This is a genomic window from Streptomyces sp. NPDC007157, from assembly GCF_040634235.1.
Lineage (GTDB): Bacteria > Actinomycetota > Actinomycetes > Streptomycetales > Streptomycetaceae > Streptomyces.
The window spans coordinates 49,253-76,160 of sequence record NZ_JBEYFE010000036.1 but is presented as its reverse complement, the minus strand read 5'-3'; the positions used below and the strand labels follow the sequence as shown (position 1 = coordinate 76,160).

Here is a 26,908-nt window from a genome sequence, read left to right as displayed (position 1 = left end):
CCCTTCGGGGAGTGGGACGTTCGCGTGCGGTCAGATTACCGCCGCCGGGCTGGGCGGGGCCGACCTCAGCCCCTGATGATCGCCAGTACTTCGTCCCGTACCTTCGTCATCGTCGCCTCGTCCCTGGCCTCCGCGTTCAGGCGCAGCAGGGGTTCCGTGTTGGACGGGCGGACGTTGAACCACCAGTCGGCGGCGGCGACGGTGAGCCCGTCCAGGTCGTCCAGGGTGAGGTCGTCGCGGTCCCCGTAGGCCGCACGGATCTGCGCGAGGCTGGCCTGCTGGTCGGCGACCGTGGAGTTGATCTCGCCGGAGCCGGCATACCGGTCGTACTGGGCGACGAGGGAGGACAGCGGGCCGCTCTGGCCGCCGAGGGCGGCGAGGACGTGCAGGGCGGCCAGCATGCCCGTGTCCGCGTTCCAGAAGTCCTTGAAGTAGTAGTGGGCGGAGTGCTCGCCGCCGAAGATCGCGCCGGCCCTCGCCATCTCGGCCTTGATGAACGAGTGGCCGACGCGGGTGCGGACCGGGGTGCCGCCGTTCTCCCGGACCACCTCCGGGACGGTCCAGGACGTGATCAGGTTGTGGATGACCGTGCCCTTGCCGCCGTTGCGGGCCAGTTCGCGGGCGGCGACCAGGGCGGTGATCGCCGACGGCGAGACCGGCTCGCCGCGCTCGTCCACGACGAAGCAGCGGTCGGCGTCGCCGTCGAAGGCCAGGCCGAGGTCGGCCGACTCCTCGCGCACGCGCCGCTGGAGGTCCACGATGTTGGCGGGGTCGAGCGGGTTGGCCTCGTGGTTCGGGAAGGTGCCGTCCAGCTCGAAGTACATCGGGACCAGGGTCAGGGGCAGGCCCTCGAAGACCGTCGGGACCGTGTGGCCGCCCATGCCGTTGCCCGCGTCGACCACGACCTTCAGGGGGCGGATGGAGGTCAGGTCCACGAGCGCGCGCAGATGGGCCGCGTAGTCCGACAACGTCTCGCGGGAGGTGATGGTTCCGGGCGTGGCGGCCGGCTCCGGCGCGCCCTGCTCCGACCAGCGCTCCGCCAGCTCCCGGATCTCCGTCAGACCCGTGTCCTGGCCCACCGGGGCGGCTCCCGCGCGGCACATCTTGATGCCGTTGTACTGCGCCGGGTTGTGCGAGGCCGTGAACATCGCGCCGGGCAGGCCGAGTGCGCCCGAGGCGTAGTACAGCTGGTCGGTCGAGCACAGGCCGATCTCGGTGACGTCGACACCGCGGGCCGCCGCGCCGCGCGCGAAGGCGCGGGACAGGCCGGGCGAGGAGGGCCGCATGTCGTGGCCGACGACGATCGCGGCGCCGCCGGTCACCTGCACGAACGCGGCGCCGAACAGCTCGGCGAGCGCCTCGTCCCACTGGTCCGGAACCACCCCGCGCACGTCGTACGCCTTGACGATCTGCGACAGATCAGCAGCCACGGCCAACCCTCCTGAAGTCCTATCGGTCGCCCCAAACTACCTGCATCGGGCCAAGGCGCGGACGCGGGATCCGCCGGAGGATCCCCGACGGACTCCCAGCGGACAACGGGCCGTGATCTGCGGCGATCCACCGGACGGGGAACAAGCCGAGCGCGGCGCCCCGGGCGGCACCGGAGAGCGGCTGACCGGGCGGAGCGGGCGGCCATGCCCCCGGCAGGCGGGGAGGCGACAAGTGCGGCCGCCAGAAGGCCCGTCAGGCCCGCGAGGTGGGCTTTCACCCGGTCCCCGTCGAGCGGGACCAGAACGGTCGCCAGGGGCAGGGCGACCACCAGGGCGGACCGGCCCGGGGAGTCGGCGACGGGCTCCAGTTCCTGGACGTACACGTGCGCCCCCGGATTCCGGTATGCGGAAGGCGATTTCCCGCCAGTCACCCGGGACGGCCGTGTCCGCGACGACGACATGGCATTGCGCCCGCATCACCCGACAAGGCGGAGTGGAGGGACCGAACGAGGGACAGCGGGGAGAACCGGACGAGGAGCGACGGGAGGAAACCCCGGGGCGACCGCGATGAACGGCTCAGTTGTCCGGTGACCGCAGTACCCGCAGATGGCCGCGCCGCGCGACCTCCATCGGGTCCGCGCCGCGCCCGCCGCCGGCCTCGGCCGCCCGCTCCTGGGGGCGGGCCGCCTCGCGCACCGCGTTGGCGAGCGCTTCCAGGTCGTCCCCGCTGGGACGGGCCGGGGCGGAGCCGTCGATGAGCCGGACGACCTCCCAGCCGCGCGGGGCGGTGAGGCGCTCGGAGTGCTCGGCGCACAGGTCGTAGCAGTGGGGTTCGGCGTAGGTGGCGAGCGGGCCGAGGACCGCGGTCGAGTCGGCGTAGACGTACGTCAGCGTCGCGACGGCGGGTCGGCCGCAGGCGGTTCGCGAACAGCGACGTACAGGGCTCACGACGTTGGACGGTACCGCACTCTTGAGCGGGCCGCGACGACTCTCCCCCAGGTCACTCCACCGTGTCGGGTTGTGAAACGCCGCACACACCCCTCCGGACACGCCCCGCTGACCTGCGCGGACAGCCCCGTCCGGGATCCCGGACGGGGTCGCGTCCGGTCATGGGTCGGTACAAACACCGTCAATTGCCTTGAGCTCGCCGGTCTTGTGGAGATACGGAAACGAGCCCAACCTTGGCTGAAATGGTCATCCTCCGACATCCTGCCCCGAGCGGTCTCGACGCGTGGAGCGGCGCGCCCGAAGCCCGCGAGGACTACGCTTCACCAGTGATGGACAACCGTGTACCGCCCCGTGCCGCCGGCCCCGGGCCTCGTCGACGCGATCGCCACGGTCGGGGCATGCGCGGGCCGATCGCACCGCCTCAGGTGCCGCTGGCCGCGAGCCGCGCGGACGTGTTCGCGGATCTGGTGCAGGACTCCGTGGAACGCCTGGAGCGGCGCTGGCCACAGCTCGCCGACATCGATTTCCTGGTCCTCGAAGTGCCCCGGCTCCAGGACCGGCACGACGAGAGCTGGAGCGACGAGGCGGTGCCGCTGGGCGGGATAATTCCCGCGCGCGAGGGACGCCGGGCGCGTGTGGTCGTGTACCGGCGGCCGGTCGAGATCCGCACCAAGGGTCGCGACGAGCGGGCCGCGCTGGTGCACGAGGTCGTCGTGGAACAGGTCGCCGAACTGCTCGGGCTCACCCCGGAGACGGTGGACCCCCGCTACGGCGAGGAGTGAGCGGGGGTCCCTTCGGCGCGGGCTGCCGGCACGGGCGGACAGCCCCGGCACGGGCTGCCGGCAGTGCCTACTTCTGCAGCACCGACACGTCCTGGTCCGCCTCCGGTACGGCCACCGTGCCGCGGTCGTCGGGGAGGGTCTGGATGGTGAAGCCGGGGATGCCGTCCTCGGTGGCCGCCAGGGTGCGGGCGCCGTAGACCGGGCCACCGGAGATCGGCTCCACGGTCAGCGCGTAGGTGCCCTTCAGGCCGGACGGGACCGGGGCCTCGACGTCCTGCGTGGTTCCGGACTTGATCGTGAACGTCTTGGACACCGCCTTGCCGCCGCCGCTGCCCGCCGACGCCGTGACCTTGACCTTGGCGGTGCCGGTGGGGGCGGTCAGGGAGAGGGTGGTGCCCTTGCCGCTGTTGTCGGCGGACGTCGCGCGGGTGCCGACCGGCGCGGTCGCCGGGATGTACGCGGTCTCCTGCTTGCCGCTCTTGCCGCGGGTGACGCGCAGCGCGGCCACCACCGGGACGGACTGGTCGGTGGGCGTGAGGACCAGCGAACCCGCCTCGCCGCGGGTGACGTCGCCGAGGTCGGCCGCGGTGGTCATGCCCGCCTTCACGTGCAGCGTCTCGTTGCCGGCCGGGGTGATCAGGCCGTCCGGGGAGGCGAGGCGCACCTTCAGGTCGGCGTCGGCGTCGCCGTCGGTGAAGGCGATCAGCCGGACGTCCGTGGCGTCCTTGGGGATGCCCGGCAGGACCAGACTGCCCGCGGGGTCGGCGGAGGCGGCCAGCCAGTCGCCGCCGGTCTTGTCGTCCAGGGCCTGCACACTCGCGCCGACCCGCCCGCTGCGCACGTTCACGTGCACGGTCAGGTCGGTCTGCTTCTCGTCGGTGAGCGTGGACAGCAGGACCGGCTCGCCGGCGTGCGGCGCGACCGTGATGCCCTCCCCCACCGAGGACTTGAGCTGGCCGTCCTTGCCGTACAGCTCGATGTCGACCACGGCGGCGCTGTCGTCGGGGTTGGTGAGGTGGACGTAGTCGGTGCGGCCGGAGGCGGTGCTGGCGCCCGGGAACCAGAAGTCGGTGTCGGCGGAGGTGCAGTTGACCCCCTGGAGGCCGCGCCCGGTGCCTGCCGCGACCTCGGTGGTCTCCTGCACGGTCCAGCCCGGGGCGTACCTGCCCTCGGCGGTGCCGACGTAGGCGGGTCCGTCGGCGCCGGAGGTGTCCCCGGTGACCGGGGTGCCGGGCGCCTTCGGGGTGAGGACGGGCTTGGCCGCCTTCTTCTTCTTGCCGCTCGTCCCGTCCGCCGACTGCTCGGTGGCCGCCTGGAGTTCGGCCTTGCCGTCGCTCGTGGTGCCCTTGGTGACGGGCGTGAACGAGGTGTACGAGGTGTCGGCGATGTCGGACAGGCTCGGTGCCGGGCACAGCAGGGTGGTGCGCTCCACGGGCAGCTGGGCGGCCGCCTCGGCGGTGTGCGCGGGTGCGGCGGCCGGCGGGTTGAGCGCGGCGAACCCGGTGACCGCCGCGAGGGCGGCCGTACCGGCGAACAGGGACAGGGTGGTGCGGTTCACTGCTGGCTCCCGTCGTGGTGCTCGCCGCCGGTGCCGTGGTGGTGCTGGGCGGCCGGGTCATAGGCGGGGTCGTAGCCCTGCTGGTACGTCGGGTCGTACGCCGGCTGCCCCTGCTGTCCGCCGTAGGCGTACGGGTCGTACTGGCCGGTCTGGTACGGGTCGTAGGTCTGCTGGTCGTAGCCGCCCGTCTGGTACTGACCGGTGTCCTGGTACTGGTCGGCGTAGCCGGGTTGGTAGCCCTCGCCCGCCGGGTAGGACGCCGGGTCCCATTCGTCGTAGGACGGCTGCTGCGGGACCGCGACCGGGGGTTGCTCCTCCCCGGCGGCCGGGAAGTCGGCGCCCTCCTCCGTGGTCGCCTCCTCCTCGGCCTCCGCCTGGGCGCGCAGGCGGCGGGCGCGGCGGCCCTCGCCCTCGACGGGCTGGGCGGGGATCGGCTGCTCCTCGGGAAGGTCGTCGTCGACGTCACGGCGGCGGCCGGGCAGGGCGAGGACGACCAGGACGACGGCGAGCGCGCCCTGCACCCACAGCCAGACGGTGTGGGTGAACGGGGTGTCGTAGGTGACGTCCAGCTTCCCGCCGGAGGAGGGGAGTTCGAAGCCCTGGGCCCAGCCGTCGACCGTGGTGCGGGTCAGCGGCTTGCCGTCCAGGGTGGCCGTCCAGCCGGGTGCGGCCGAGTCGGCCAGGCGCAGGATGCGGCCGTCGGAGCCGGTCGGGACGGTGGTGTGGATGTCGACGGGTCCGGCGGCGACGGAGTCGGGGGTGCCGGAGCCGTTCGCGGAGACGATGGTCGCGCGGGAGACCTGCTGGTCGACGCGCCACAGGGCGCTGCCGTTCTGCTGGCTGAGCCGGGACAGGCCGGGTGTGGCGTCCAGCACGCGCGTGATGTCACGCGGGGTGCCCTTGTGGACGAGGACGTAGCGCACCGCGAACCCGCCGAGCTGGTCGGCCTGGTCGGCGCCGGAGCCGGCGACCAGGTTGGCGACGACCTTGTCGAGCTTGGCGTTCTCGCCGTCGGCGGCGGTCACCTCGGCGTCTCCCATGCGGGCGCCGGAGCCGCGCACCAGCATGTAGTCCACGCGCGCGGTGCTGTCGCTGTCCAGGACGAGGGTGCGGACCTGGTCGGTGGTGGAGCTGTCCTCGGCGACGAAGGCAGGCACCTGGGTGGCGTCGCGCCGTTCGACCGGGCCGTCGGCGCCCGAGATCATCCAGCCGGCGGCCAGGAGCAGCGGGCCGGCGGCCGAGGCGAAGGCGATCAGGGCGGCCACGGGCTGGCGCCAGCCGAAGCTCTGCTCGGCGACACGGGAGCGTGCCCCGTCGGCGCCGAGCGCGGCGGCGGAGACGATCGCGATGCCGTAGACGAGGGTCGCCGGGCCCGCCCAGGCGGACTTGTTGGACAGGACCGCGAAGACCAGGCCGATCAGGGCGACCGCCCAGGCCGCGCGGACGGCCGACTGGCGCTCGGAGCGCAGCAGGGCGGCCAGCGCGGCCAGGACGATGCCGATGAGCATCAGCCCGTCGACCGTGCCGGGGCCGCCCGGGCTGGCGCCGAGCAGGTCGAGGGCGGAGGCGGCCGAGGCGCCGTACTCCAGCCCGGCCTCCTTGAAGAAGCCGAACGGCAGCAGCGTCAGCGACCAGGGGGCGAGGACCAGCAGCGGGGTGCCGAGCTGGGTCAGCAGCCGCAGGCCGGAGGCGACCAGGTCGGAGCGGCGCACGGCGAGCACGACGACGCCGAGGACCAGGGCGATCGGCCAGACGATCGGCGTGAACGCGGTGGTGATGGTCAGCAGCAGCGCGTACGCCCAGGTGGCACGCCAGCTGCCGCGGCCGCCCGAGGCCTTGGTGAGGCCGCTGGCGGCGATGCCCGCGCGGGCGATCAGCGGCAGCAGCACGGCGAGCACGGCGGTGCCGATGCGGCCGCCCGCGAGCGCGCCGGTGGCGGCGGGCAGGAAGGCGTAGGCGATGGCCGCCCAGGCGCGCAGCAGGCGCGAGGTGACCAGCGGCCGGGAGGCGAAGTAGGCGGTGAACCCGGCCAGCGGCACCGAGGCGACCAGCAGCACGGTCACCGCGAGCCCGGTCGAGCCGAACAGCAGGGCGGCCAGCGAGGCGATGAGGGCGAGATACGGCGGGGCGGCCGGGGTGCCGCCGGCGCCGACCGCGTGCCAGGAGTCCAGGTAGCGGGACCACAGCTCGCCGGAGGTGCCCGGGGCGGGCAGCAGGGCGCCGCCCGCGAGCGCGCCGCTGCCGAGCAGTGCGCGGCAGGCGACCAGCGAGAACAGCAGCAGCACCAGGAAGAGCACCGGGCCCGGTTTGCGGGCGATGCGCTTGAGGCGGGCGAACTGCTCGATCTCCAGGAAGTCGGCGTCGTCGCCGCCGGGCCCGGACTCGACCGCGCTGCCGTGCCGGCCGGCCGCGGACAGTTCGTCGTCGGCGCCGAAGAAGTTGCCCGCGAACTGCTCGACGGTGGCCCGCACGGTCGCGCCGGGCGGCGGGAACAGCGGGCGCAGTTCGCCCTTGTCGAGCTGGGAGGGGCCGCGCCTGCGCCGCCCGGCGATGATCCGCTCGGGGCGCAGCAGGGTGCCCAGCAGACCGCGGATCTCGTCGAGGGCCTGGCCGGGGACCTTGCCGACGAGGTTGGTGACCGTGCGCACCAGGGTGCCGAGGACCAGCCGCAGCAGGACCCAGGGCAGCGCGGCCGTACGGGCGTTGACGAGCAGGGTGTAGACGGCGCCGGCCTTGTCGACCTTGTGCGGGGAGGCGGTGGTGCGGCCCGCGCAGTCGACGGCACGGCGCTCGCGGGAGGCGGCCTCGGCGTGCCGTACGACGGCCTCGGGGGCGATCAGGACGCGATGGCCGGCGTTGTGCGCGCGCCAGCACAGGTCGACGTCGTCGCGCATCAGGGGGAGCCGGCGGTCGAAGCCGCCGAGTTCCTCGAAGACGTCGCGGCGGACCAGCATGCCGGCGGTGGAGACGGAGAGCACGGGCCGGACGTGGTCGTGCTGGCCCTGGTCCTGCTCACGGCGGTCCAGGCCGGTCCAGCGGCGGCCGGAGTTGGCGATGGTGACGCCGACCTCCAGCAGCTGCCGACGGTCGTACCAGCCGCGCAGCTTGGGGCCGACGACCGCCACGTCGTCGCGGCCCAGCTCCATCTCGTTGTCGACGACCCGGAGCAGCTGGGCCAGGGCGTCGGGTTCCGGGGCGCAGTCGTCGTGCAGCAGCCACAGCCACTGGACGGGTTCGCCGTAGGGCAGCTCGGGCATGTCGTAGGCGTCGTCGCGCCACTGGCGGGTGACCGGGTCCCAGCCGCTGGGCCGCTTCAGGTACGGCAGGTCGTCCGGGGTGAGGACGGGCGCGGTGCGGCTCGCCTCCTCGACGGCCTGGCCGAAGCCGGTGCGGCGGGCGAGGTGCACGACGTTGGCGTCGCCGAGGGACTCGGAGAGCAGCCGGGCGGAGTCGTCCGCGCTGCCGGTGTCGGCCGCCACCGCGTACTGGGCGGGGCGCTCCTGGCCGAGCAGCCCGGCGAGCGCGTCGGGCAGCCAGCGGGCGCCGTCGTGGGAGACGAGGACCGCGGTCACCACATGACGCGGGAACTCGGGCGGGCGGGTCGGGTCGAACCCCGCTGTGGCAGTTGTTGCCTGGGCTGCCTGGTGGCTGTGGACGGACATCGAGGTACGGGCCCCGGTTCGATGGACTGCGGTGGACTCCAGCGCCCGCTGGTGGCGGCGAGGCGTCTCGGACGAGCGCCCACACTATCGGCTGGGCATGTCGACGGCCCGCCCCCTGTGGACAACCCACGGGCGACGGGCCGTTCGCGCGGCTCGGTCGGGTGCGACGGGCGGACGCCCGGTTCAGACGGCGGCCTTCTTCAGGCGGCGGCGCTCGCGCTCGGACAGTCCGCCCCAGATACCGAACCGCTCGTCGTTGGCGAGGGCGTACTCAAGGCACTCGGAGCGCACCTCGCAGGCGAGGCAGACCTTCTTGGCCTCTCTGGTGGAGCCGCCCTTCTCAGGGAAGAAGGACTCGGGGTCGGTCTGGGCGCACAGCGCGCGCTCCTGCCAGCCGAGTTCCTCGTCCGCGTCGTCGACCAGCAGTTGCTGCACCAGCTCGGTCATGTGCGCCCCTCGTCTGTCTTTCACGTCCCCGTGCCTGGCCGTTACCGATTTCGGCTGAACGACACGAGTGAAATTACAAGTGTGCTGCTCCGGGCGAGTCAAGCCGAGATCTGCTATTGGGCCCGTTATTCACTCTGCGGAACCAAGGCCATGCGGAAAGTGTTCAAATCGGCATAAACCTTGACACGCAGACGAAGCCCACGAGGGCCCCCGACCCCATACAGGGCTTGTACGGAGAAGGACGCCCAGATGTTCGATCGCGTTCCGCAGTGACACGCGCGCCCGGTTGTGCGCCATGTGTCCCGGGTGCTTGCTGAACAAACCTTTCGGCAGAGAGATGAACCGGATGAGGTGAAACATGTCCCACATACCGGGCGCCGAGTTGACACTGCGGGTGTGAACCGATGTCCTAGTGGGCATGCTCGCGAACTTGGCACTCACCTCGACCCGCACCGCCGGGTCCCACGGTGCTGCCCGCGCTCGCTGTAGCTGTTGCTGTTCCAGCTGTTGAGCCGTAGCCGTATCCCACCGCTCCAGCTGCAGACCGGGTCCCCAGGACTCCGTTTTCGCATTTCGTTCCCCGCTGACCTTCTTCACTGAGGAACCACCGCACCCCATGAACAGCGACAACGACCTGCAGATCGCCGGCGACATCCTCGAAGTCCCGCACCTGCTGCAGCCCCCGCGAGAGCACCCGGTCACCGTGGCCGAGTTCGCCGGCCTGGCCCGCACGATCGCCGCCGACCGCGCGCAGTGGGAGCACCTCGTGCGGTACGACGCGACCACGCGCTGGTACCACCGGCTGCGCACCGGCCCCGGCTACGAGGTGTGGCTGCTGTCCTGGGTGCCCGGTCAGGGCAGCGGGTCGCACGACCACGGCCGCTCGTCCGGGGTGCTGACGGTCCTGGCGGGCACGCTCACCGAACACACCGGGCGCGGCACGCGCGCGCTGTCCGCCGGCGCGCAACGGGTCTTCGCGCCGGGGTACGTGCACGAGGTGGTGAACGACGCGCTGGAGCCGGCGGTGAGCCTGCACGTCTACTACCCGGGCCTCACCGAGATGCCGATGCACACGACGCAGAGCTGCGAGGCGCGACCCGTGACTGCGTGACGCGTTGTCGGAGCCGCCTGCAAGACTTGGGCGCATGCGCATTGTGGTTCTGGCAGGCGGTATCGGCGGTGCCCGGTTCCTGCGCGGTCTCAAGCAGGCCGTGCCGGACGCCGACGTGACCGTCATCGGCAACACCGGGGACGACATCCACCTCTTCGGGCTGAAGGTCTGCCCGGACCTCGACACGGTGATGTACACCCTCGGCGGCGGCATCAACGAGGAACAGGGCTGGGGGCGGACCGACGAGACCTTCCACCTCAAGGAGGAACTGGCCGCCTACGGGGTGGGGCCCGACTGGTTCGGTCTGGGCGACCGGGACTTCGCGACGCACATCGTGCGCACCCAGATGCTGGGCGCCGGCTACCCGCTGAGCGCGGTGACCGAGGCGCTGTGCGACCGCTGGAAGCCGGGCGTGCGGCTCATCCCGATGACCGACGACCGGGTCGAGACCCATGTGGCCGTCGAGGTCGACGGCGAGCGCAAGGCGGTGCACTTCCAGGAGTACTGGGTACGGCTGCGGGCGTCGGTGCCCGCCGAGGCGGTGGTGCCGGTCGGCGCCGAGCAGTCCAAGCCGGCCCCGGGCGTCCTGGAGGCCATCTCGGAAGCGGACGTGATCCTCTTCCCGCCGTCCAACCCGGTGGTCTCCGTCGGCACGATCCTCGCGGTGCCCGGCGTCCGGGAGGCGATCGCGAACGCCGGGGTGCCGGTGGTGGGCCTGTCCCCCATCGTCGGGGACGCGCCGGTGCGCGGGATGGCCGACAAGGTGCTCGCGGCGGTGGGCGTGGAGTCGACGGCGGCGGCGGTCGCCGAGCACTACGGCTCGGGGCTGCTGGACGGCTGGCTCGTCGACACCGTGGACGCGGGCAGCATCGCGCGCGTGGAGACGGCCGGCATCCGCTGCCGGGCCGTACCGCTGATGATGACCGACCTGGACGCGACCGCGCGGATGGCGCGGGAGGCGCTGGCACTCGCCGAGGAGGTGCGCGGGGCATGACCGACGCGACCGACGACGCGACCGGAGCGGCCGACCCGAGGGCGGACGCGGTGCCCGGGTACCGGGTGTGGGCCCTGGCCGGGCTCCCCGAGGTGCAGCAGGGCGACGACCTGGCCAAGCTGATCGCCGCCGCCGGACCGGGGCTGGCCGACGGGGACGTGGTGATCGTCACGTCGAAGATCGTCTCCAAGGCCGAGGGACGGCTCGTCGAGGCGACCGACCGGGAGGCCGCGATCGACGCCGAGACCGTGCGGGTGGTGGCCCGGCGCGGGGCCCTGCGGATCGTGGAGAACCGGCAGGGGCTGGTGATGGCGGCGGCCGGGGTGGACGCCTCCAACACCCCGGCCGGGACCGTGCTGTTGCTGCCCGAGGATCCCGACGCGTCCGCCCGCGCGATCCGCGCGGGGCTGCGCGACGCCCTCGGCGTCAACGTCGGGGTCGTCGTCACCGACACCTTCGGGCGCCCCTGGCGCGCGGGGCTCACGGACGTGACCATCGGCGCCGCCGGGGTGCGGGTGCTGGACGATCTGCGCGGGGGCGTGGACGCGTACGGCAATCCGCTGGTCGCGACGGTCGTCGCGACGGCCGACGAGCTGGCCGCCGCCGGTGATCTGGTCAAGGGCAAGGCGACCGGCCTGCCGGTGGCCGTGGTGCGCGGGCTCGCGCACGTCGTGGCCGAGGCGGAGGACGAAGGCGAGGGCGCACGGGCGCTGATCCGGGACGCGGCCAGTGACATGTTCCGGCTCGGCACGTCCGAGGCGGTCCGGGAAGCGGTGGCGCTACGGCGGACGGTGCGGGCGTTCACCGACGAGCCCGTCGACCCCGGGGCGGTACGGCGGGCGGTCGCCGCGGCCGTGACGGCGCCGGCGCCGCACCACACGACGCCGTGGCGGTTCGTGCTGCTGGAGTCCGAGGAGTCCCGCGTCCGCCTGCTGGACGCGATGCGGGACGCCTGGATCGCCGACCTGAGGAAGGACGGCAAGTCGGAGGAGTCCATCGGCAAGCGGGTGCGGCGCGGGGACGTGCTGCGGAACGCGCCGTATCTGGTGGTGCCCTGTCTGGTGATGGACGGGTCGCACACCTACGGGGACGCGCGGCGGGACGCGGCCGAGCGGGAGATGTTCGTGGTCGCGGCGGGGGCGGGCGTGCAGAACTTCCTGGTCGCGCTGGCCGGGGAGCAGCTGGGGTCGGCGTGGGTGTCGTCGACGATGTTCTGCCGGGACGTGGTGCGGGAGGTGCTGGCGCTTCCGGCGGGGTGGGATCCGATGGGGGCGGTGGCCGTGGGGAAGGCGGCGGCGGAGCCGAAGGAAAGGGCGCCGAGGGAGGTCGGGGACTTCATCGAAGTGCGGTGATCTTGTGCCGCCTTCGGTTCGGGGTCTACCGGTTCACCGGCCAGTGCACGTTGTGGGGGTTGATCGCGCCCACGCGGCGGCAGCCGCATATCGGACACAGCCCCGCGCCCCTTCAGGGGCGCTCGACGCCTAGGATTCCTTGATGGCCGGACGTTTCGCTCCACGGCCCACTCGTACGACCGTGCGGGGTGGGCACGTCGTCGTACCCGCTGCCGGAGTGCCTCGGCAGGCGACCGCGCCCGGCCGGGTTCGGCTGTGGAAGCCGGCCGGGGCTCTTGATCTCGGGCTCGTGCTGGGGCCATTGCGGCGGGGTCCGGGGGATCCGACGTTCCGGGCCACCTCCGACGGGTCCGTGTGGCGGGCCAGTCTCACGCCTGCCGGACCGGGGACCCTGCGGGTCGCCGTGTACGGCGGTGAGGTGCGCGGGGAGGCCTGGGGAGCCGGTGCCGAGTGGCTGCTGGAGCAGCTGCCGCAGATGCTCGGCTCCGCCGACGACCCGTCCCTCTTCGTGCCCCGGCACCGGGTTCTCGCCGCTGCCCGGCACCGGCGGCCCGGGCTGCGGCTGACCCGGACCGGGCTGGTGCTGGAGTCGCTGATCCCCTCGGTCCTGGAGCAGAAGGTCACCACCGACGAGGCGTACCGGGCCTGGCGGTTGCTGGTGCGGCGGTTCGGGGAGCGGGCGCCCGGCCCGGCGGGGGTGGGCGAGCGGCCGATGTGGGTGATGCCGGCGCCGCGGACCTGGGCGCTGATTCCCTCCTGGGAGTGGCACAAGGCCGGCGTCGACAACAAGCGGGCGTCGACGATCCTGCGGGCGGTGCGGGTCGCCGCGCGGCTGGAGCAGGCCGTGGGGATGGCGGCGGAGGCCGCGCAGGCGCGGTTGGAGGTGGTGCCGGGGGTGGGGCCGTGGACGTCCGCGGAGACCGTGCAGCGCAGTCATGGCGCGGCGGACGCGGTGACGGTCGGGGACCTGCATCTGCCGGGGATCGTGGGGTTCGCGCTGGCCGGGGACCGCCATGCCGACGACGAGGCGATGCTGCGGTTGCTGGAGCCGTACGCGGGGCAGCGGCATCGGGCGGCTCGGTTGATCCTGTTGAGCGGGCAGGTGCCGAAGCGGCGGGCGCCGCGGATGCCGCGTTGGGACATCGGCCGGTTGTGACGTGCGGGTGGGTGGGGGCCCGGGGGCACTTACCGGCGCTTGCAGGGTGCCTCCCCCGGAGGGGGTGCCCCCAGCGCCCACCCGTGCCGCCCCAGCGGCACGAGGGCCCGCAGCGCCGGGTGGCTGACGCGACCACGGCGCCCCGTCAGGGGCGCGGGGAACTGCGCGGTCGGCCCCCGCGCGGCCGCAGTCCGCGTACCTGCTCAGCCACCCCCTACTGGTCCGAGGAGAACCGCACCGCCCCCGCCGGGATCGTCGCGTCGCACCACACCCGCGCGCCTTCCCGGAGCTCGTTGTCGGCGCCGACGGTCGCGCCGTCGCCGATCACCGTGCCCGTGAGGACCGCGCGTTCGCCGACGCGGGCGCGCTTGCCGATCAGGGAGTCGGTGATGACCGCGCCGGGTTCGATCACGGCGCCCGGCAGGATCGTGGAGCCGAAGACCCGCGCGCCCTCCGCCACGAACGCGCCCTCGCCCACCACCGTGCCGCCCGTCAGCTTCGCGTCCGGCGCGACCCGTGCCGTGGGCAGGATCAGGCGGTCGCCGCAGCGGCCGGGGACGGCCGGGGACGGGGCGCGGCCCAGGACCAGGTCCGCCGAGCCGCGGACGAAGGCCGCCGGGGTGCCGAGGTCCAGCCAGTACGTGGAGTCCACCATGCCCTGGAGATGGGCACCGGCCGACAGCAGCTCGGGGAAGGTCTCCCGCTCCACCGACACCGGGCGGCCCTGCGGGATCGTGTCGATGACCGAGCGGCGGAAGACGTACGCCCCCGCGTTGATCTGGTCGGTGACGATCTCCTCGGGGGTCTGCGGCTTCTCCAGGAAGGCGAGGACCCGGCCCGTCTCGTCGGTGGGGACGAGGCCGTACGCGCGCGGGTCCGTGACCTTGGTGAGGTGGAGGGAGACATCGGCGTCGGTCGTCTCGTGCATCTCGACGAGCGCCCTGATGTCCAGGCCCGTCAGGATGTCGCCGTTGAAGATCAGGACCGGGTCGTCGGGGCCCGAGTGCAGACGGGCGGCCACGTTGCGGATGGCGCCGCCGGTGCCGAGCGGTTCCTCCTCGGTGACGTACTCGATGCGCAGGCCGAGTGCCGTGCCGTCGCCGAAGTACGGCTCGAACACCTCCGCGAGGTAGCTCGTCGCGAGGACGATGTGGTCCACGCCCGCCGCTCTGGCTCTGGCCAGTTGGTGCGTCAGGAACGGCACGCCCGCCGCCGGGACCATGGGCTTGGGCGTGTGGACCGTGAGGGGGCGCAGCCGGGTGCCTTTGCCTCCGACCAGGAGGATCGCTTCTGTCACCTGTCGTCTCTGCTTCCTGCCGGGACCGGCCGAACTCTCTGTCGGCCGGCCAGTGTATGCAGACCGTGCGACGGCGCCTTCGACGGCCGCGTGGTGCCACGCGGCATGGGTGTGCGGTTTCCCCCGACTGCCCCCCGACGGCGTGAACGCGACCCCCCGTGCTCAGCGTCCCTGGAGGTGCGCGGAGCTGGTCCGGGCCGAGCCGAGTCTGGCGTAGAGCTTCGCGCCCGGACAGTCGGTGGCGTACCCGTCCCTATGGCCGGAGATCACGTTCAGTCGTACGTTCTTCCCCTTTGGGTAGAGATTGCCACCGCCGGACTTCAGATATGTCTTTCCCTTCGGATTGGCCCCGAAGAGCCCGAGCTTCCACGCGGTGAGCTTGGCGATGGCCGTCACGGCGGCGGCGGGCGGCTTGTGCGAGCCGAACGAGCCGATCACCGCGATGCCCATGCTGTTGTTGTTGAAGCCCAGGGTGTGGGCGCCCCGGACGGACTTCGCCACTCCCCCGGCGCGGCCCTCGTAGACGGTTCCGCACTTGTCGACGAGGAAGTTGTAGCCGATGTCCCGCCAGCCCATGCTCACCACGTGGTAGCGGTAGATACTGCGGATGACGGACGGGGCCTGGGAGCACTTGTAACCGTTGCCGGAGGCGGTGTGGTGGACGAAGGCCGCCTTGACCTTCCCGGTGTAGACGAACCCCTTCTCGCGCAGTGACTCGTCGGCGCCCCAGCCACGGCGGGTGACGATCCTCGGGCGCGGTCCGATGTACGGCTTCGCGCGCGGGACGCCGGTCAGCTCGGCCAGTTCGTCCTCGGTGTCCTGCCGGTTCAGGGCCGGGATCTCGGCGGCGCCGAAGGGCGCGAGGTCGGTGTTGACGGCCGCCGCCGCGTCGGCCTCGGTGCCGGTGCGGGGGACGTCGGCCGGCGGGCCCTGGGGCGGGGCCTCCTCGCCGGGGTCGACGAGTTCGAGGCGCAGGCCGGCCGGGAGCAGGTCGTGCCCGCCGGTGGGGGTGCTGCCCCGTGGGCCGGGATCGTCGTCGAGTTCGGCACGCACGCGTACGTCGACGCCGTCCGAGTCGCCCACCCACAGGGGCGCGGTGCCGCCGTGCACGCGCCCGGAGTCGGCCTCCGCCGTGTCCGGGTCGGCGCCGTGGTCGGCGTTGTGCGTGTCGACGTCCTGCCAGCCCGTCCACCGGCCGGTGGCGGCGGACCGGGTACGGACCTGGACCAGGCCGTGCAGTTCGGTTCCGGGGTTGTCCCAGCTGAGGCCGACGAGCGAGAAGTGCTCCAGGTCGTCGCGGTACAGGCCCTGTTCGGGGGCCCGGCCGAGGACGCGCTCACGGGTGCGGGGGGCGAGGGGCAGTGACCGGGTGCCGCCGGCGAGGGCCGCGGTCCCGGCGGTACGGCCGGTGGTCGTGGTGGCCCGCTCCGCCGGTGCGGCGGCCGCGGACGGCACGTTCAGCACGGCCGCGGGAAGGGTGAGGGCCGCCGCGCAGGTGACGCCGATCGAGGAAGTCAGGAATCCACGCATGCCCCTGATCTTGAACATAGTCAGACATATATGTCCATTGCGGAACTGACGGTCCGTCGGGAGCGATTGCGCCGAACCGGTGGCCCCGCCGGTCGGTGCCGGCCCCTGCCGCGGCGTACGCTTGCCCGGGTGAACGCCACCGATCGCACCCCTGCCGACCTGCTGCGTTCCGCGCTCGCCGCGGATCCCGGACGCCCCCTGGTGACCTTCTACGACGACGCCACGGGCGAACGCGTCGAATTGTCCGTGGCCACCTTCGCCAATTGGGTGGCCAAGACGGCGAACCTGCTCCAGGGCGACCTGGCGGCACAGCCCGGTGACCGGGTGGCCCTGCTGCTGCCCGCGCACTGGCAGACGGCGGTGTGGCTGCTCGCCTGTTCGTCGGTGGGCGCGATCGCCGACGTGGCCGGGGACCCGGCGGCGGCCGACGTGGTGGTGAGCGGGCCGGATTCGCTGGAGGCGGCCCGGGCCTGCCGCGGCGAGCGGGTCGCGCTCGCGCTACGGCCGCTGGGCGGCCGTTTCCCGGCGGTCCCGGACGGGTTCGCCGACTACGCGGTGGAGGTGCCGAGCCAGGGGGACCGGTTCGCTCCGTTCTCGCCCGTCGATCCGGACGAGCCCGCGCTGATCGTGGCCGGTGCGGAGATGAGCGGGGCCGAGGTCGTCGAGCGGGCGCTCGGGGACGCACCGGGGCTGGACCTGACCGGGCCCGGGTCGCGCCTGCTGTCGGGGCTGGGGTTCGACACGTGGGACGGGCTGAGCGCGGGTCTGTACGCGCCGCTCGCCGTCGGGGGATCGGTGGTGCTGTGCCGACATCTGGCGGAACTCGGCGAGGAAGGCATCGCCAAGCGGATCGAGAGCGAGCGGGTGACCGCGACGGTCCGGTGAGGCCGTCCGCCGGGCGCGGGCCGGGGGCCGGTGAGGCCGCGGGTGGTGAGGCCGCGGGCCGGCCGCGGGCGCGGGCCGGGGGCCGGGGGCCGGTGAGGCCGCGGGTCGGTGAGGCCGCGGGTGGTGGGGCCGCGGGTCGGCCGCGGGCCGGTGAGGGCTGTTCGCGCCCACGCGGCGGAGCCGCACATCGCTGCGGCCCGCGCCCCTGGGTAGGTGCGCTCACCCTTGTGGAGTAGTTACCGCCGCCCCCCGCCCCCGTCCCCGGGCACTCTGGTGGAGTGACCGATGCCGGAGGGGCCACCGCGACCGGGGACGGCGTTGCCCGGCGTCGGCGGCGGCGTTGGATACGGGGTACGGCGGTGGTCGCCGGGCTGCTCGCCGCCTCCACCCTCGGCTGCGGCTGGGTGCTCTACTACCGGCTCAGTGACAACATCACCCCCGACGAAGCGGCCGCCGCCGAGCTCGCCCGTTACGAGCGGGAGCGCCCCACCGCGCTGGTGCGGGGCGCGCAGAACATCCTCCTCATCGGGTCGGACACCCGCGCCGGGGACGGGAACCGCCGCTACGGCAAGGACCTGGGAACCGAGCGGTCCGACACCACGATCCTGCTGCACCTCGCCGCCGACCGGCGCAGCGCCACCGCCGTGTCCCTGCCGCGGGACCTGATGGTGCACGTGCCGAGCTGCCTGAAGGGCGACGGCCGGCGCAGCGAGCCCTCCTTCACGCTGTTCAACTCGGCGTTCGAGATCGGGGGTTCGGCCTGCACCATCCGTACCGTCGAGAAGCTCACCGACATCCGGATCGACCACCACGTCGTCGTCGACTTCAGCGGGTTCAAGGACATGGTCGACTCGATCGACGGGGTGCAGGTGTGCCTGAAGGAACCGATCAACGACAAGGCGGCCAAGCTGCGGCTGCCCGCCGGACGGGTCACCCTCGACGGGGAGCAGGCGCTGGGGTACGTACGGGCGCGCAAGTCGCTGGGCAACGGCAGCGACACCGAGCGGATGGAGCGGCAGCAGCTGTTCCTGGCGGCGCTCGTCAAAAAGGTGCGGGGCAGTGACGTACTGCTGAACCCGGCGAAGCTCTATCCGCTGCTGGACGCGGCCACCTCCGCGCTCACCACCGACCCCGAACTGGCCAGTCTGCGCGGTTTGTACCAGCTCGTCCGCGGTCTGCGCGACATCCCCACCGAAGAGGTGCAGTTCCTCACCGTCCCGCGGGAGCCGTATGTGTACGACTCCAATCGCGACCAGCTCGTGGAGGGCAGGGCGGACGCGCTTTTCGCGCTGCTGCGGGCCGACAGACCGGTGCCGGTCACCAAGAAGACCGATCCCTCCTCCGAGAACTCCGAGGCGCCCGGGTTTCGCGGGAACACCGCCGCCGAGGACAGTTGCGGGTAATGCACCAGCCAAGGCGGCGAACTTGCGTGCCGTTCGTTGTCAGTTAAATGAGATGGATTGCCCAGTTGTAGGGAGGATGAATTTGTCACTGGCGTCACTCGACGCTGAACTGGACGGATAGTGTGAGCCCTCCGGTGCACCCGGCCGCGAGGTCCGTCCTGGGGCCGTGCACTGTTAACCGTGACCGAGCGCCTTGATGGGGGGAAGGCGCCGCGTGGCCCCGACGGAGGATCGGACAATCGTGGACGCGCAAGGCCGTGGGCGGGCGGACAACATCGATCCCGCAGACCAGTGGGTACTCAATCCGAACACCGGCGAATACGAACTGCGACTGACACCTTCCGCACCGCAGTCGTCGGTACCCGGACCGCGTCGGCCGACGTCGTCGCGCACCGGTGCGGACGCGCCGCGGAAGACCGCGGGCCGGGATGTTCCGGGGCAGGCTCCCGGGCAGCTTCCGGGGCAGCGCAGACGGCGCGGCGAGCCCGAGCCGCCGGCCGGGCGGCGCTCACGGCGGCCGGTGAAGAAGAAGTCGAAGGCCAAGAAGGTGCTGCTGTGGACCGGCGGTTCGATGGCCTTCGTCCTGGTCGCCGTCTCGGCCGCCGGCTACCTGTACGTGAAGCACCTCAACGACAACATCACGTCCGTCTCCGACGACGGCGCGAGCACCGGTGGCTTCAGCAAGGACAAGGCGATCAACCTGCTGGTGATCGGCACCGACAAGCGCACCGGCAAGGGCAACGAGGGGTACGGCGACACGGGCAGCGTCGGGCACGCCGACACCAACATCCTGCTGCACATCTCCAAGGACCGCTCCAACGCGACCGCGCTGAGCATCCCGCGCGACCTGATCGTGGACGTCCCGGACTGCCCGACCGAGCAGCCCGACGGCACCCAGAAGGTCATCCCGGGCACCACCGACGTCCGCTTCAACACCAGCCTCGGCCAGGACGGCCGTACGGCCAGCTGCACCGTGCGCACGGTGACGGAGCTGACCGGGATCACGCCGGACAACTTCATGGTGGCCGACTTCAACGCGGTCAAGACGCTGACCGACGCGGTGGGCGGGGTCGAGGTCTGCCTGGCCAAGGACATCGACGACTCGGACTCGCATCTGAAGCTGTCCAAGGGCACCCACAACATCTCCGGCGAGACCGCGCTGGCCTTCGTGCGCACCCGGCACTCCGTCGGCTTCGGCGGTGACCTCAGCCGGATCCAGCTCCAGCAGCAGTTCCTCAGCGCGCTGATGCGCAAGCTCAGCTCCAACTCGACGCTCAGCAGCCCCACCAAGCTGCTGAAGCTGGCCGAGGTCGGCACCAAGGCGCTGACCGTCGACTCCAAGCTGGACAGCATCGGCAAGCTGAAGGACCTGGGTCTGGAGCTCGGCAAGCTCAACCCGAAGAACCTGACCTTCACCACCGTCCCGGTCGTCGACAACCCGGCCGAGAAGATCAAGGCGACCGTCGTGCTCAACGACACGAAGGCACCGCCGGTCTTCCAGGCCATCAAGGACGACGTCTCCTTCACCGCGGTCAAGAAGAAGCAGGCGCAGGCCAGCAAGGACGCCGCGGCCGCCCGGCTGAAGGGCACCAAGTCGGCGGCCTCCGAGGTGCGGGTGCGGATCCTCAACGGCGGGGCCCCGGCCGGCAGCGCCCAGGAGACCCTCAGCTGGCTGCAGAACGAGCAGGGCGTCCTCAAGTCGGAGAACTCCGGCAACGCGCCCGCCGAACTCAGCAGGACCACGCTGGAGTACGGCCCCGACCAGGCCGCCCAGGCCCGCGAACTGGCGTCGCTCATGGGGCTGTCCGGCTCGGCGCTGAAGCCGGGCAAGAGCGTGACCAACTCCCAGGGGCTGCCCGCGATGACCCTGACGCTGGGCAAGGACTTCCAGGGGGCGGGGGTGTCCCTCACCACTCCGACGAAGGCGCCGGACGTGGACAGCAAGACCACCGCCGACAAGGTGACCTGCGCCAAGTAGCGACAACCGGCCCACGGTAGCGGGGAGTTGCTCTGCGATGACACGAAGTCACAGCGAATAAGCAGGTAACCCTATGGGTCCGTCATGCGTCTAACCGGGCGCGGGGCGGACCCGTGTGGTCCGTGAAGCGTCCGATGGGGGGCGTCGGCGGCGGGCCGGTGCGCGCAGTGCGCAGGGCGGGGAGGGCTGGAAGTTGACGCAGAGCGATGTGCGGGGGGAAAAGCCTGCGGTCGAGGACACGATGTCCCTCGCACCGAAGACGTCCGGGGCGCCGGGCGGTGCGGGCGGCGGTCGTCGCAAGGGCGGCAAGGGCGGCAAGGGCGGCCCCAACGGATCGCACGGCGCGAACGGCGGCCGGCGCAGACGCGGACGACGCGCGTTGCGCTGGTCGGCGACCGTGCTGTCGGTGGTGGTCCTCGGTACGGCCGGTGCCGGTTACCTCTACTACCAGCACCTGAACGGCAACATCCACAAGGGCGAGCGCGACATCGGCGACGCCAAGGCGCGGAAGACCGCGGCCAACGCGGCCGGTCAGACGCCGCTGAACATCCTGCTGATCGGCTCCGACAGCCGTAACTCCGACGAGAACGTGAAGCTCGGCGGCGCCAAGTACGACCGGGGCAGCCCGCCGCTCGGGGATGTCCAGATGCTGATCCACCTGTCGGCGGACCGGAAGAGCGCGGCGATGGTGAGCATCCCCCGGGACACCCGCGTCGACATACCCAAGTGCACGGACCCGGACACCGGCAAGGTGTACCCGGCGACCAACACCATCATCAACGAGTCGCTGGCCCGCGGCGGCGCCGGCTGCACGCTGGCCACCTGGGAGAACCTCACCGGGGTCTACATCGACCACTGGATCACGATCGACTTCGCGGGCGTGGTGAACATGGCGGACGCCATCGGCGGCGTCGACGTCTGCGTGAAACAGAACGTGTGGGACCGGCCGACGGCCGCGGTGTCCGGTGGCTCGGGGCTGAAGATGACGGCCGGCACGCACAAGGTGCAGGGCGAGCAGGCCCTGCAGTGGCTGCGCACCCGGCACGCCTGGGGCAGCGACCCGCTGCGGGCCAAGGCCCAGCACATGTACCTCAACTCGATGATCCGGACGCTGAAGGGGCAGAACGTCTTCACCGACACCGGCAGGCTGATGGACCTGGCCGAGGCGGCCACCAATTCGCTGACGGTCTCCGAGGAGATCGGCACCCCGAAGAAGCTCTACGACCTGGGCATGCAGCTCAAGTCGGTGCCGACGGACCGCATCACCTCGCTCACGATGCCGAACCTCCAGGACCCGCAGAACAAGGACCACCTCGTACCGGACACCGCGAACGCCGACAAGATGTGGCAGATGCTCCGCGACGACGTGGCGTTCGACAAGAACGGCGACGCCAAGGAGAGCAAGAAGAAGAACACCGGGACCGCCGCGGCGACCAAGGCGCCCTCCGTCCCCGCCGGCCAACTCGGGGTGCTGGTGCAGAACGCCACCGGGACCTCGACCGAGGCCGCGGTCCCCCTTCGGGCCCGGACGATGGCCACGGAACTCGGCACCAAGGGCTACACCAGGGCGGCGGCGGACACCTCGTCGGCCACCGAGTCCGTGGAGAAGACGGTCGTGGAGTATCCGAGCGCGGACCTGCAGGGCGACGCCCAGGCGGTCGCCAAGGCGCTGGGGATCCCGGTCGGCCAGGTGAAGCAGACCACCGATGTGTCGGGTGTCACGCTCGTCGTCGGTGCCGACTGGCGCGAGGGGACGACATATCCCAAGCAGTCCGTACCGAAGGCCGGTGACCTGCCCGACAACTCCGACGCCATCAACGGCTCGGACACCGGGCAGTGCATGGACGTGTACGCGCCCTATCGGTGGCAGTAGCCCCGCAAGGTCTTAGCGGACGGGGCGGTCGCTTCACCTACAGGTCCCCACAGCTACGCACAGGCAACTCCTAAACGACTGCATGACACTGCCGCCGTGCCCCGGTGCCCAGGTACCCGGGTGTCGGGTGCGGCGGCAGTGGCGAGCGGGAGGGCGGGCAGTTGGTGCGCGGCAATGTGCGAGGGGAGGTGTCCGACGTGGCCGTGGTCGACGACACGATGACCCTGACTCCCCAGGGCGGTGACGGTGGGCACGGCGGCAGACGGCGCGGCGGCGGGGCGAACGGTGACCGCGGGCGGCGCGGACGCCGGGTGCTGCGCTGGTCGGCCTCGGTCGTGGCGCTGGCGATGGCCGGCACCGCCGGCGCCGGATACCTCTACTACGAGCACCTCAACGGCAACATCAAGAAGGAGTCCCTGAACATCGGGGACTCCAAGGACCGCGCGGCCGAGTCGAAGGCGAACGCGGCCGGGCAGAAGCCCCTGAACATCCTGCTGATCGGCTCCGACGCCAGGGACACCGCCGAGAACCAGAAGCTGGGCGGCGCCAAGGACATCGGCACCGCCGCCCGCGCCGACGTGCAGATGCTGCTGCACGTCTCGGCGGACCGCACCAACATGTCGGTGGTGTCCATGCCCCGCGACACCCTGGTCTCCATCCCCAAGTGCACGGACACCGACACCGGCAAGGTCTACGCGGCGACCTCCGACACCATGACCAACTCCTCCCTGGAGCGCGGCGGCCCCGGCTGCACGGTGGCCACCTGGGAGAAGCTCACCGACATCCACATCGACCACTTCATGATGGTCGACTTCTCGGGCGTGGTGTCCATGGCGGACGCGATCGGCGGGGTGCCGGTGTGCGTGGACGCCGACATCTACTCGCACACCTCCACAGGGCACGGCTCGGGCCTGAAGCTGAAGAAGGGCACCACGGCCGTCAAGGGCAAGCAGGCCCTGCAGTGGCTGCGCACCCGGTACGGCTTCGAGGACGGCAGCGACATCGCCCGCACCAAGGCCCAGCACATGTACATGAACTCGATGGTCCGCCAGTTGCGCTCCAACGCGACCCTCAGCAATCCCGACAAGCTCCTCAAGCTCGCCGAGACGGCCACCCGGGCACTGACGGTGGACGACGGCCTCGGCACGGTCACCGAGCTCTACGACCTGAGCAAGGAGCTGAAGAAGGTCCCCACCGAGCGCATCACCATGACGACGATGCCGTGGGTGTACTCCTCGGACGGCAACCGCGTCCTGCCCAAGCCCACCGACGCGGCCAAGCTGTGGCGGCTGGTCCGCGAGGACATCGCCCTCGACGGCAAGGACAAGAAGAAGACGACGACCGCGACCAAGGTCACCGACAAGGCGGCGGCCGACGACCGGATCGCCGTACAGGTGCAGAACGGCACCAGCAGCGGCACGGAGTCCGCCGTCACCGGACGGGCCGCCGCGGTCACCGGGCTGCTGGTCGCCAAGGGCTTCACCAAGGCGGCCGCCGACTCCTCGGCGCTGCTCAGCGAGGACCGGACGCTGGTGCGCTATCCGAGCGCCGACCTGGCGGGCGACGCCCAGCGGGTCGCGAAGGTGCTCGGCATCCCGGCCGACCAGGTGAAGAAGTCCACGGACGTCGACGGGGTCACGCTGGTGGTGGGCGCCGACTGGCGCTCGGGCACGAAGTACACCGCCGACGACGACACCACCCCGGCCTCGGCGAGCGCCCTGAACGCCGCCGACACCAAGGCGTGCATGCACGTCGACCCGGACTACACCTGGTAGTCCGGGCCGCGCTGACGGGAGCGGGCGCTCAGCTGGAGGAGGAAGGGCTGAGCACCGCGGGACGGCGGGACGCGATGACCCGCTTCGCCAGGGACCTGGGGCTGGTCAGGAAGCCGTATCCCCACGACATGTGCATGGTGGCGAGGGCCAGCGGGATCTGCAGCCGCGCCTTGAGCGGCAGCCCCTTGCCGGCCGGGACCGACCCGGCGGCGATCGCCGCGAGATAACCGCCCGGGATCACGAAACCGAACGGGGTCACCAGGGCCCCGACGACGATCCCGGCGGCTATCGCGCACACCGCCACCGGCGGGGCGAGGTAGCGCAGGTTGATGGAGCCCTCGTGGTAGCGGGCGACGACGTGCCGCCAACGGCCGTAGTCCTTGTACTGCTTGGCGAGCGCCTTCACGCTCGGCCGCGGCCGGTACGACACCTTCAGCTCCGGCGAGAACCAGATCAGGCCGCCGGCCTCGCGGATCCGGAAGTTCAGCTCCCAGTCCTGGGCGCGGATGAACTCCTCGTTGTAGCCGCCCTGTTGCTCCAGGGCCTCGCGGCGGAAGACACCGAGGTAGACGGTCTCGGCGGGACCGGCCTCGCCGCCCGTGTGGAAGGCCGCGTTGCCGACGCCGATCTTCGAGGTCATGGCCGCCGCGACCGCGTGCTCCCAGGCGTTCTCGCCCTCGGCGTGCATGATGCCGCCGACGTTCTGCGCGCCGGTCTCCTCAAGGAGCCGTACGGCGGTCGCGATGTAGTTCGGGGAGAGCATGCCGTGGCCGTCCACGCGCACCACGATCGGATGCCGGGAGGCCTTGATCGCGGCGTTCAGCGCGGCCGGGGTGCGGCCGGTCGGGTTCGGGACGGTGTGCACGCGCGCGTCTTCCGCAACGAGCTGCGCCGCGATCTCGTCCGTGCGGTCCGTGGACGGACCGAGGGCGATGACGACCTCCAGCTCGCCGGCGTACTCCTGCGCGAGGATCGCTTGGACGGCCCCACGCAGATGCCGTTCCTCGTTGAGGACGGGCATGATCACAGAAACTGCGGGGTGCCGCACGTCGGGCTTGGCGTTCATAGGGGGATCACGTTACCGCGAACGGGGGACACCGGTGCGCGCCGCCGGTGCCAAGCCGCGGGCTGAAGGTCGTATCGGCCTACGGTGCTCACGGATCCCACGTACGGCCTCGTCCGGAGGTGTCCTTTGGCCGCCAGCCCGCCCCGGTCCCCTGCCCGGCCCGCCCGGCCGCAGCGTCGACCACAGCCCACCCGTCAGGCCCCGCGGCCGCCGGTACGACCCGCGAGGCCCCGGCGGCCGCGCTGGGCCATGCGAGCCGTGACCACACTCTCGGTGGTGGTGCTGGCGTCGGCCGGGATCGGACACTCCGTGATGGCCAGTCTCGACGCGGACATCGCGCGGGTCGACCCGTTCAAGGACATGAAGAACCGCCCGGCCCCCGGCCACGGCATGAACGTCCTGCTGGTCGGCACCGACGGCCGCGACAAGATCACGGAGCGGGAGCGGCGGAAGTACCGGCTGGGCGGGGCGCCCTGCCACTGCACGGACACGATGATGATCGTGCACATCTCGGCGGACCGGGAGCGGGCGACGGTCGTCAGCCTGCCGCGCGACTCGTACGCCGAGGTCCCGCCGCACACCGACGAGACGACGGGCCGGGTGCACGGCGCCCACCCCATCAAGCTGAACGCGGCCTACGCGGAGGGCGGCCCGCAGCTGACCGTCCGCACGGTCGAGGCCATGACCCGTCTGAAGATCGACCACTATCTGGAGGTCGACTTCATCACGTTCATGCGGACCGTGGACGTGCTCGGCGGGGTCCGGATCTGCACGCCCCAGCCGCTGAAGGACTCCTACACCGGCCTCGACCTCTCCCCCGGCACGCACAAGCTGAACGGCGGGCAGGCCCTGCAGTTCGTCCGCTCCCGGCACGTCGACGCGGCGAGCGACCTCGGCCGGATGAAACGGCAGCAGCGGTTCCTGGCCGCGCTGATCGAGCGGGCGTCGTCGTCGGGGGTGCTGCTCAACCCGATCAAGTTCCGGGACGTGACACGGGCCGTGCTGGGCTCCGTACGGGCCGACATGGGCTTCGGCACGGACGAGCTGCTGGACCTCGGCCGGGCGATGCGGAACTTCTCCCCGTCCTCCTCCGAGTTCACGACCGTCCCCATCGGACAGCTGGGGTACGCCGTGAAGGGCATCGGCTCGACGCTGAAGTGGGACCAGGCCAGGTCGGACCAGCTGTTCCAGTCCCTGCGCGAGGACAAGCCGCTCGCGCCGCCGGCACCCGCGCGGCCCGCCCGCCCGGCGCCGACGACCGTGGAGGTGGCGCCTGCACAGATCCATGTGCAGGTGGAGAACGGCACGGGGACGGCGGGGCTCGGGCGGCGGATGGACGCGGCACTGGCGGCGGCGGGGTTCGCGACGAACCACCTGCCGGTGACCGCCGCCCGGCACGACGTGCGGCGGACGGTGATCTCCTTCGACCCCCGCTGGGACCGCTCGGCCCGGTCGCTGGCGGCGGCCCTGCCGGGGAGCGAGCTGCGGGCGGTGCGGGGGATGGGCCCGGTCCTGCGGGTGACGACCGGGGCGGACTTCAAGGGGCCGGCGAGTGTCCGGAAGGTACGGGCGGAGGAACCGGTGCCGCAGGGGGACGCCGCGGTTGTTCGGGGCGACGAGGCGGTGTGCTGAGGGTCGCCGGTCGACTGCGGGTGCGTGGG

The 26,908-nt window shown here is 72.1% G+C and carries 19 protein-coding genes and 1 pseudogene; 11 read left to right on the top strand and 9 right to left on the bottom strand.

The window, feature by feature from the left end; translation table 11 throughout:
- Positions 1–65: 65 nt before the first annotated feature.
- From ABZ642_RS41440 to ABZ642_RS41430, 3 genes and pseudogenes are all read right to left on the bottom strand, one after another.
- Positions 66–1,430, bottom strand: a complete 1,365-nt coding sequence (locus tag ABZ642_RS41440) for a phosphomannomutase/phosphoglucomutase (protein ID WP_360495222.1) — start codon at positions 1,428–1,430, stop codon at positions 66–68.
- Between the two features lie 124 nt (positions 1,431–1,554).
- A pseudogene (locus ABZ642_RS41435) lies at positions 1,555–1,813 on the bottom strand (L-lactate permease); the annotation flags it as partial.
- 193 nt (positions 1,814–2,006) lie between these two features.
- Entirely contained in the window at positions 2,007–2,429 is a 423-nt protein-coding gene (locus ABZ642_RS41430; protein ID WP_351706829.1) for a DUF3499 domain-containing protein, read from the bottom strand.
- Positions 2,430–2,707: 278 nt separating this feature from the next.
- On the opposite strand from ABZ642_RS41430, the gene ABZ642_RS41425 reads away from it, so the two are divergent.
- Complete coding sequence (locus tag ABZ642_RS41425) at positions 2,708–3,160, top strand: metallopeptidase family protein (protein WP_351329022.1); 453 nt, start codon at positions 2,708–2,710, stop codon at positions 3,158–3,160.
- Between the two features lie 67 nt (positions 3,161–3,227).
- Here the strand turns inward: ABZ642_RS41425 and ABZ642_RS41420 are convergent, their stop codons facing one another.
- The 3 genes from ABZ642_RS41420 to ABZ642_RS41410 all read right to left on the bottom strand — a co-directional run bounded on the left by ABZ642_RS41420 (position 3,228) and on the right by ABZ642_RS41410 (position 8,827).
- Positions 3,228–4,718, bottom strand: a complete 1,491-nt coding sequence (locus tag ABZ642_RS41420; protein WP_360495219.1) for a DUF5719 family protein — start codon at positions 4,716–4,718, stop codon at positions 3,228–3,230.
- Entirely contained in the window at positions 4,715–8,380 is a 3,666-nt protein-coding gene (locus ABZ642_RS41415) for a glycosyltransferase (RefSeq protein ID WP_360495216.1), read from the bottom strand. The genes ABZ642_RS41420 and ABZ642_RS41415 overlap by 4 nt, the downstream gene beginning before the upstream one ends.
- A gap of 183 nt (positions 8,381–8,563) precedes the next feature.
- Complete coding sequence (locus ABZ642_RS41410) at positions 8,564–8,827, bottom strand: WhiB family transcriptional regulator (protein WP_003975777.1); 264 nt, start codon at positions 8,825–8,827, stop codon at positions 8,564–8,566.
- A 616-nt stretch (positions 8,828–9,443) separates the two neighbouring features.
- Between ABZ642_RS41410 and ABZ642_RS41405 the strand changes: the two genes are divergently transcribed.
- The 4 genes from ABZ642_RS41405 (at position 9,444) to ABZ642_RS41390 (ending at position 13,440) form a co-directional block, all read left to right on the top strand.
- Positions 9,444–9,938 (top strand): cysteine dioxygenase family protein, encoded by a 495-nt coding sequence (locus ABZ642_RS41405; protein ID WP_360495213.1) that lies wholly within the window; start codon positions 9,444–9,446, stop codon positions 9,936–9,938.
- 34 nt (positions 9,939–9,972) lie between these two features.
- Positions 9,973–10,932, top strand: coding sequence for a 2-phospho-L-lactate transferase (cofD, locus tag ABZ642_RS41400; protein ID WP_360495210.1), 960 nt, complete (start codon positions 9,973–9,975; stop codon positions 10,930–10,932).
- A complete protein-coding gene (locus ABZ642_RS41395; RefSeq protein WP_360495207.1) occupies positions 10,929–12,284 on the top strand; it encodes a coenzyme F420-0:L-glutamate ligase in 1,356 nt (451 codons plus the stop codon). Before cofD ends, ABZ642_RS41395 begins: the two co-directional genes overlap by 4 nt.
- Before the next feature lie 142 nt (positions 12,285–12,426).
- Positions 12,427–13,440 carry a DNA-3-methyladenine glycosylase 2 family protein gene (locus ABZ642_RS41390; protein ID WP_360495204.1) on the top strand — a complete coding sequence of 338 codons (1,014 nt, stop codon included), beginning with the start codon at positions 12,427–12,429 and terminating at the stop codon, positions 13,438–13,440.
- A gap of 214 nt (positions 13,441–13,654) precedes the next feature.
- Here the strand turns inward: ABZ642_RS41390 and ABZ642_RS41385 are convergent, their stop codons facing one another.
- Together ABZ642_RS41385 and ABZ642_RS41380 are read right to left on the bottom strand one after the other, a co-directional pair.
- Positions 13,655–14,737, bottom strand: a complete 1,083-nt coding sequence (locus tag ABZ642_RS41385) for an NDP-sugar synthase (protein WP_360495201.1) — start codon at positions 14,735–14,737, stop codon at positions 13,655–13,657.
- A gap of 162 nt (positions 14,738–14,899) precedes the next feature.
- Positions 14,900–16,285 carry an N-acetylmuramoyl-L-alanine amidase gene (locus tag ABZ642_RS41380; RefSeq protein ID WP_360495198.1) on the bottom strand — a complete coding sequence of 462 codons (1,386 nt, stop codon included), beginning with the start codon at positions 16,283–16,285 and terminating at the stop codon, positions 14,900–14,902.
- A gap of 111 nt (positions 16,286–16,396) precedes the next feature.
- Here ABZ642_RS41380 and ABZ642_RS41375 point away from each other — a divergent pair, with 111 nt between their 5' ends.
- The 5 genes from ABZ642_RS41375 to ABZ642_RS41355 all read left to right on the top strand — a co-directional run bounded on the left by ABZ642_RS41375 (position 16,397) and on the right by ABZ642_RS41355 (position 24,181).
- Positions 16,397–17,152 carry a TIGR03089 family protein gene (locus tag ABZ642_RS41375; protein ID WP_360495195.1) on the top strand — a complete coding sequence of 252 codons (756 nt, stop codon included), beginning with the start codon at positions 16,397–16,399 and terminating at the stop codon, positions 17,150–17,152.
- A 278-nt stretch (positions 17,153–17,430) separates the two neighbouring features.
- Positions 17,431–18,555 (top strand): LCP family protein, encoded by a 1,125-nt coding sequence (locus tag ABZ642_RS41370; protein WP_360495192.1) that lies wholly within the window; start codon positions 17,431–17,433, stop codon positions 18,553–18,555.
- Positions 18,556–18,796: 241 nt separating this feature from the next.
- Positions 18,797–20,533 carry an LCP family protein gene (locus tag ABZ642_RS41365; protein WP_360495189.1) on the top strand — a complete coding sequence of 579 codons (1,737 nt, stop codon included), beginning with the start codon at positions 18,797–18,799 and terminating at the stop codon, positions 20,531–20,533.
- Positions 20,534–20,774: 241 nt separating this feature from the next.
- Positions 20,775–22,406, top strand: a complete 1,632-nt coding sequence (locus ABZ642_RS41360; RefSeq protein WP_360495186.1) for an LCP family protein — start codon at positions 20,775–20,777, stop codon at positions 22,404–22,406.
- A 218-nt stretch (positions 22,407–22,624) separates the two neighbouring features.
- Complete coding sequence (locus ABZ642_RS41355) at positions 22,625–24,181, top strand: LCP family protein (protein WP_360495255.1); 1,557 nt, start codon at positions 22,625–22,627, stop codon at positions 24,179–24,181.
- A gap of 28 nt (positions 24,182–24,209) precedes the next feature.
- On the opposite strand, the gene ABZ642_RS41350 is transcribed toward ABZ642_RS41355, so the two are convergent.
- Positions 24,210–25,247 carry a glycosyltransferase family 2 protein gene (locus ABZ642_RS41350; RefSeq protein WP_360495183.1) on the bottom strand — a complete coding sequence of 346 codons (1,038 nt, stop codon included), beginning with the start codon at positions 25,245–25,247 and terminating at the stop codon, positions 24,210–24,212.
- 249 nt (positions 25,248–25,496) lie between these two features.
- On the opposite strand from ABZ642_RS41350, the gene ABZ642_RS41345 reads away from it, so the two are divergent.
- The gene (locus tag ABZ642_RS41345) at positions 25,497–26,879 is read left to right on the top strand and encodes an LCP family protein (RefSeq protein ID WP_360495180.1); all 1,383 of its coding nucleotides are present in this window, start codon (positions 25,497–25,499) and stop codon (positions 26,877–26,879) included.
- The last annotated feature ends 29 nt before the right edge of the window (positions 26,880–26,908 follow it).

What these genes read in the sequence shown, in the direction of transcription:
- ABZ642_RS41425 (WP_351329022.1), top strand. Translation starts at nt 2,708, where the DNA reads ATGGACAACCGTGTACCGCCCCGTGCCGCCGGCCCCGGGCCTCGTCGA.
- ABZ642_RS41415 (WP_360495216.1), bottom strand. Translation starts at nt 8,380, where the DNA reads ATGTCCGTCCACAGCCACCAGGCAGCCCAGGCAACAACTGCCACAGCG.
- ABZ642_RS41410 (WP_003975777.1), bottom strand. Translation starts at nt 8,827, where the DNA reads ATGACCGAGCTGGTGCAGCAACTGCTGGTCGACGACGCGGACGAGGAA.
- ABZ642_RS41405 (WP_360495213.1), top strand. Translation starts at nt 9,444, where the DNA reads ATGAACAGCGACAACGACCTGCAGATCGCCGGCGACATCCTCGAAGTC.
- cofD (WP_360495210.1), top strand. Translation starts at nt 9,973, where the DNA reads ATGCGCATTGTGGTTCTGGCAGGCGGTATCGGCGGTGCCCGGTTCCTG.
- ABZ642_RS41395 (WP_360495207.1), top strand. Translation starts at nt 10,929, where the DNA reads ATGACCGACGCGACCGACGACGCGACCGGAGCGGCCGACCCGAGGGCG.
- ABZ642_RS41390 (WP_360495204.1), top strand. Translation starts at nt 12,427, where the DNA reads ATGGCCGGACGTTTCGCTCCACGGCCCACTCGTACGACCGTGCGGGGT.
- ABZ642_RS41380 (WP_360495198.1), bottom strand. Translation starts at nt 16,285, where the DNA reads ATGTTCAAGATCAGGGGCATGCGTGGATTCCTGACTTCCTCGATCGGC.
- ABZ642_RS41360 (WP_360495186.1), top strand. Translation starts at nt 20,775, where the DNA reads ATGTCCCTCGCACCGAAGACGTCCGGGGCGCCGGGCGGTGCGGGCGGC.
- ABZ642_RS41355 (WP_360495255.1), top strand. Translation starts at nt 22,625, where the DNA reads ATGACCCTGACTCCCCAGGGCGGTGACGGTGGGCACGGCGGCAGACGG.
- ABZ642_RS41350 (WP_360495183.1), bottom strand. Translation starts at nt 25,247, where the DNA reads ATGAACGCCAAGCCCGACGTGCGGCACCCCGCAGTTTCTGTGATCATG.
- ABZ642_RS41345 (WP_360495180.1), top strand. Translation starts at nt 25,497, where the DNA reads ATGCGAGCCGTGACCACACTCTCGGTGGTGGTGCTGGCGTCGGCCGGG.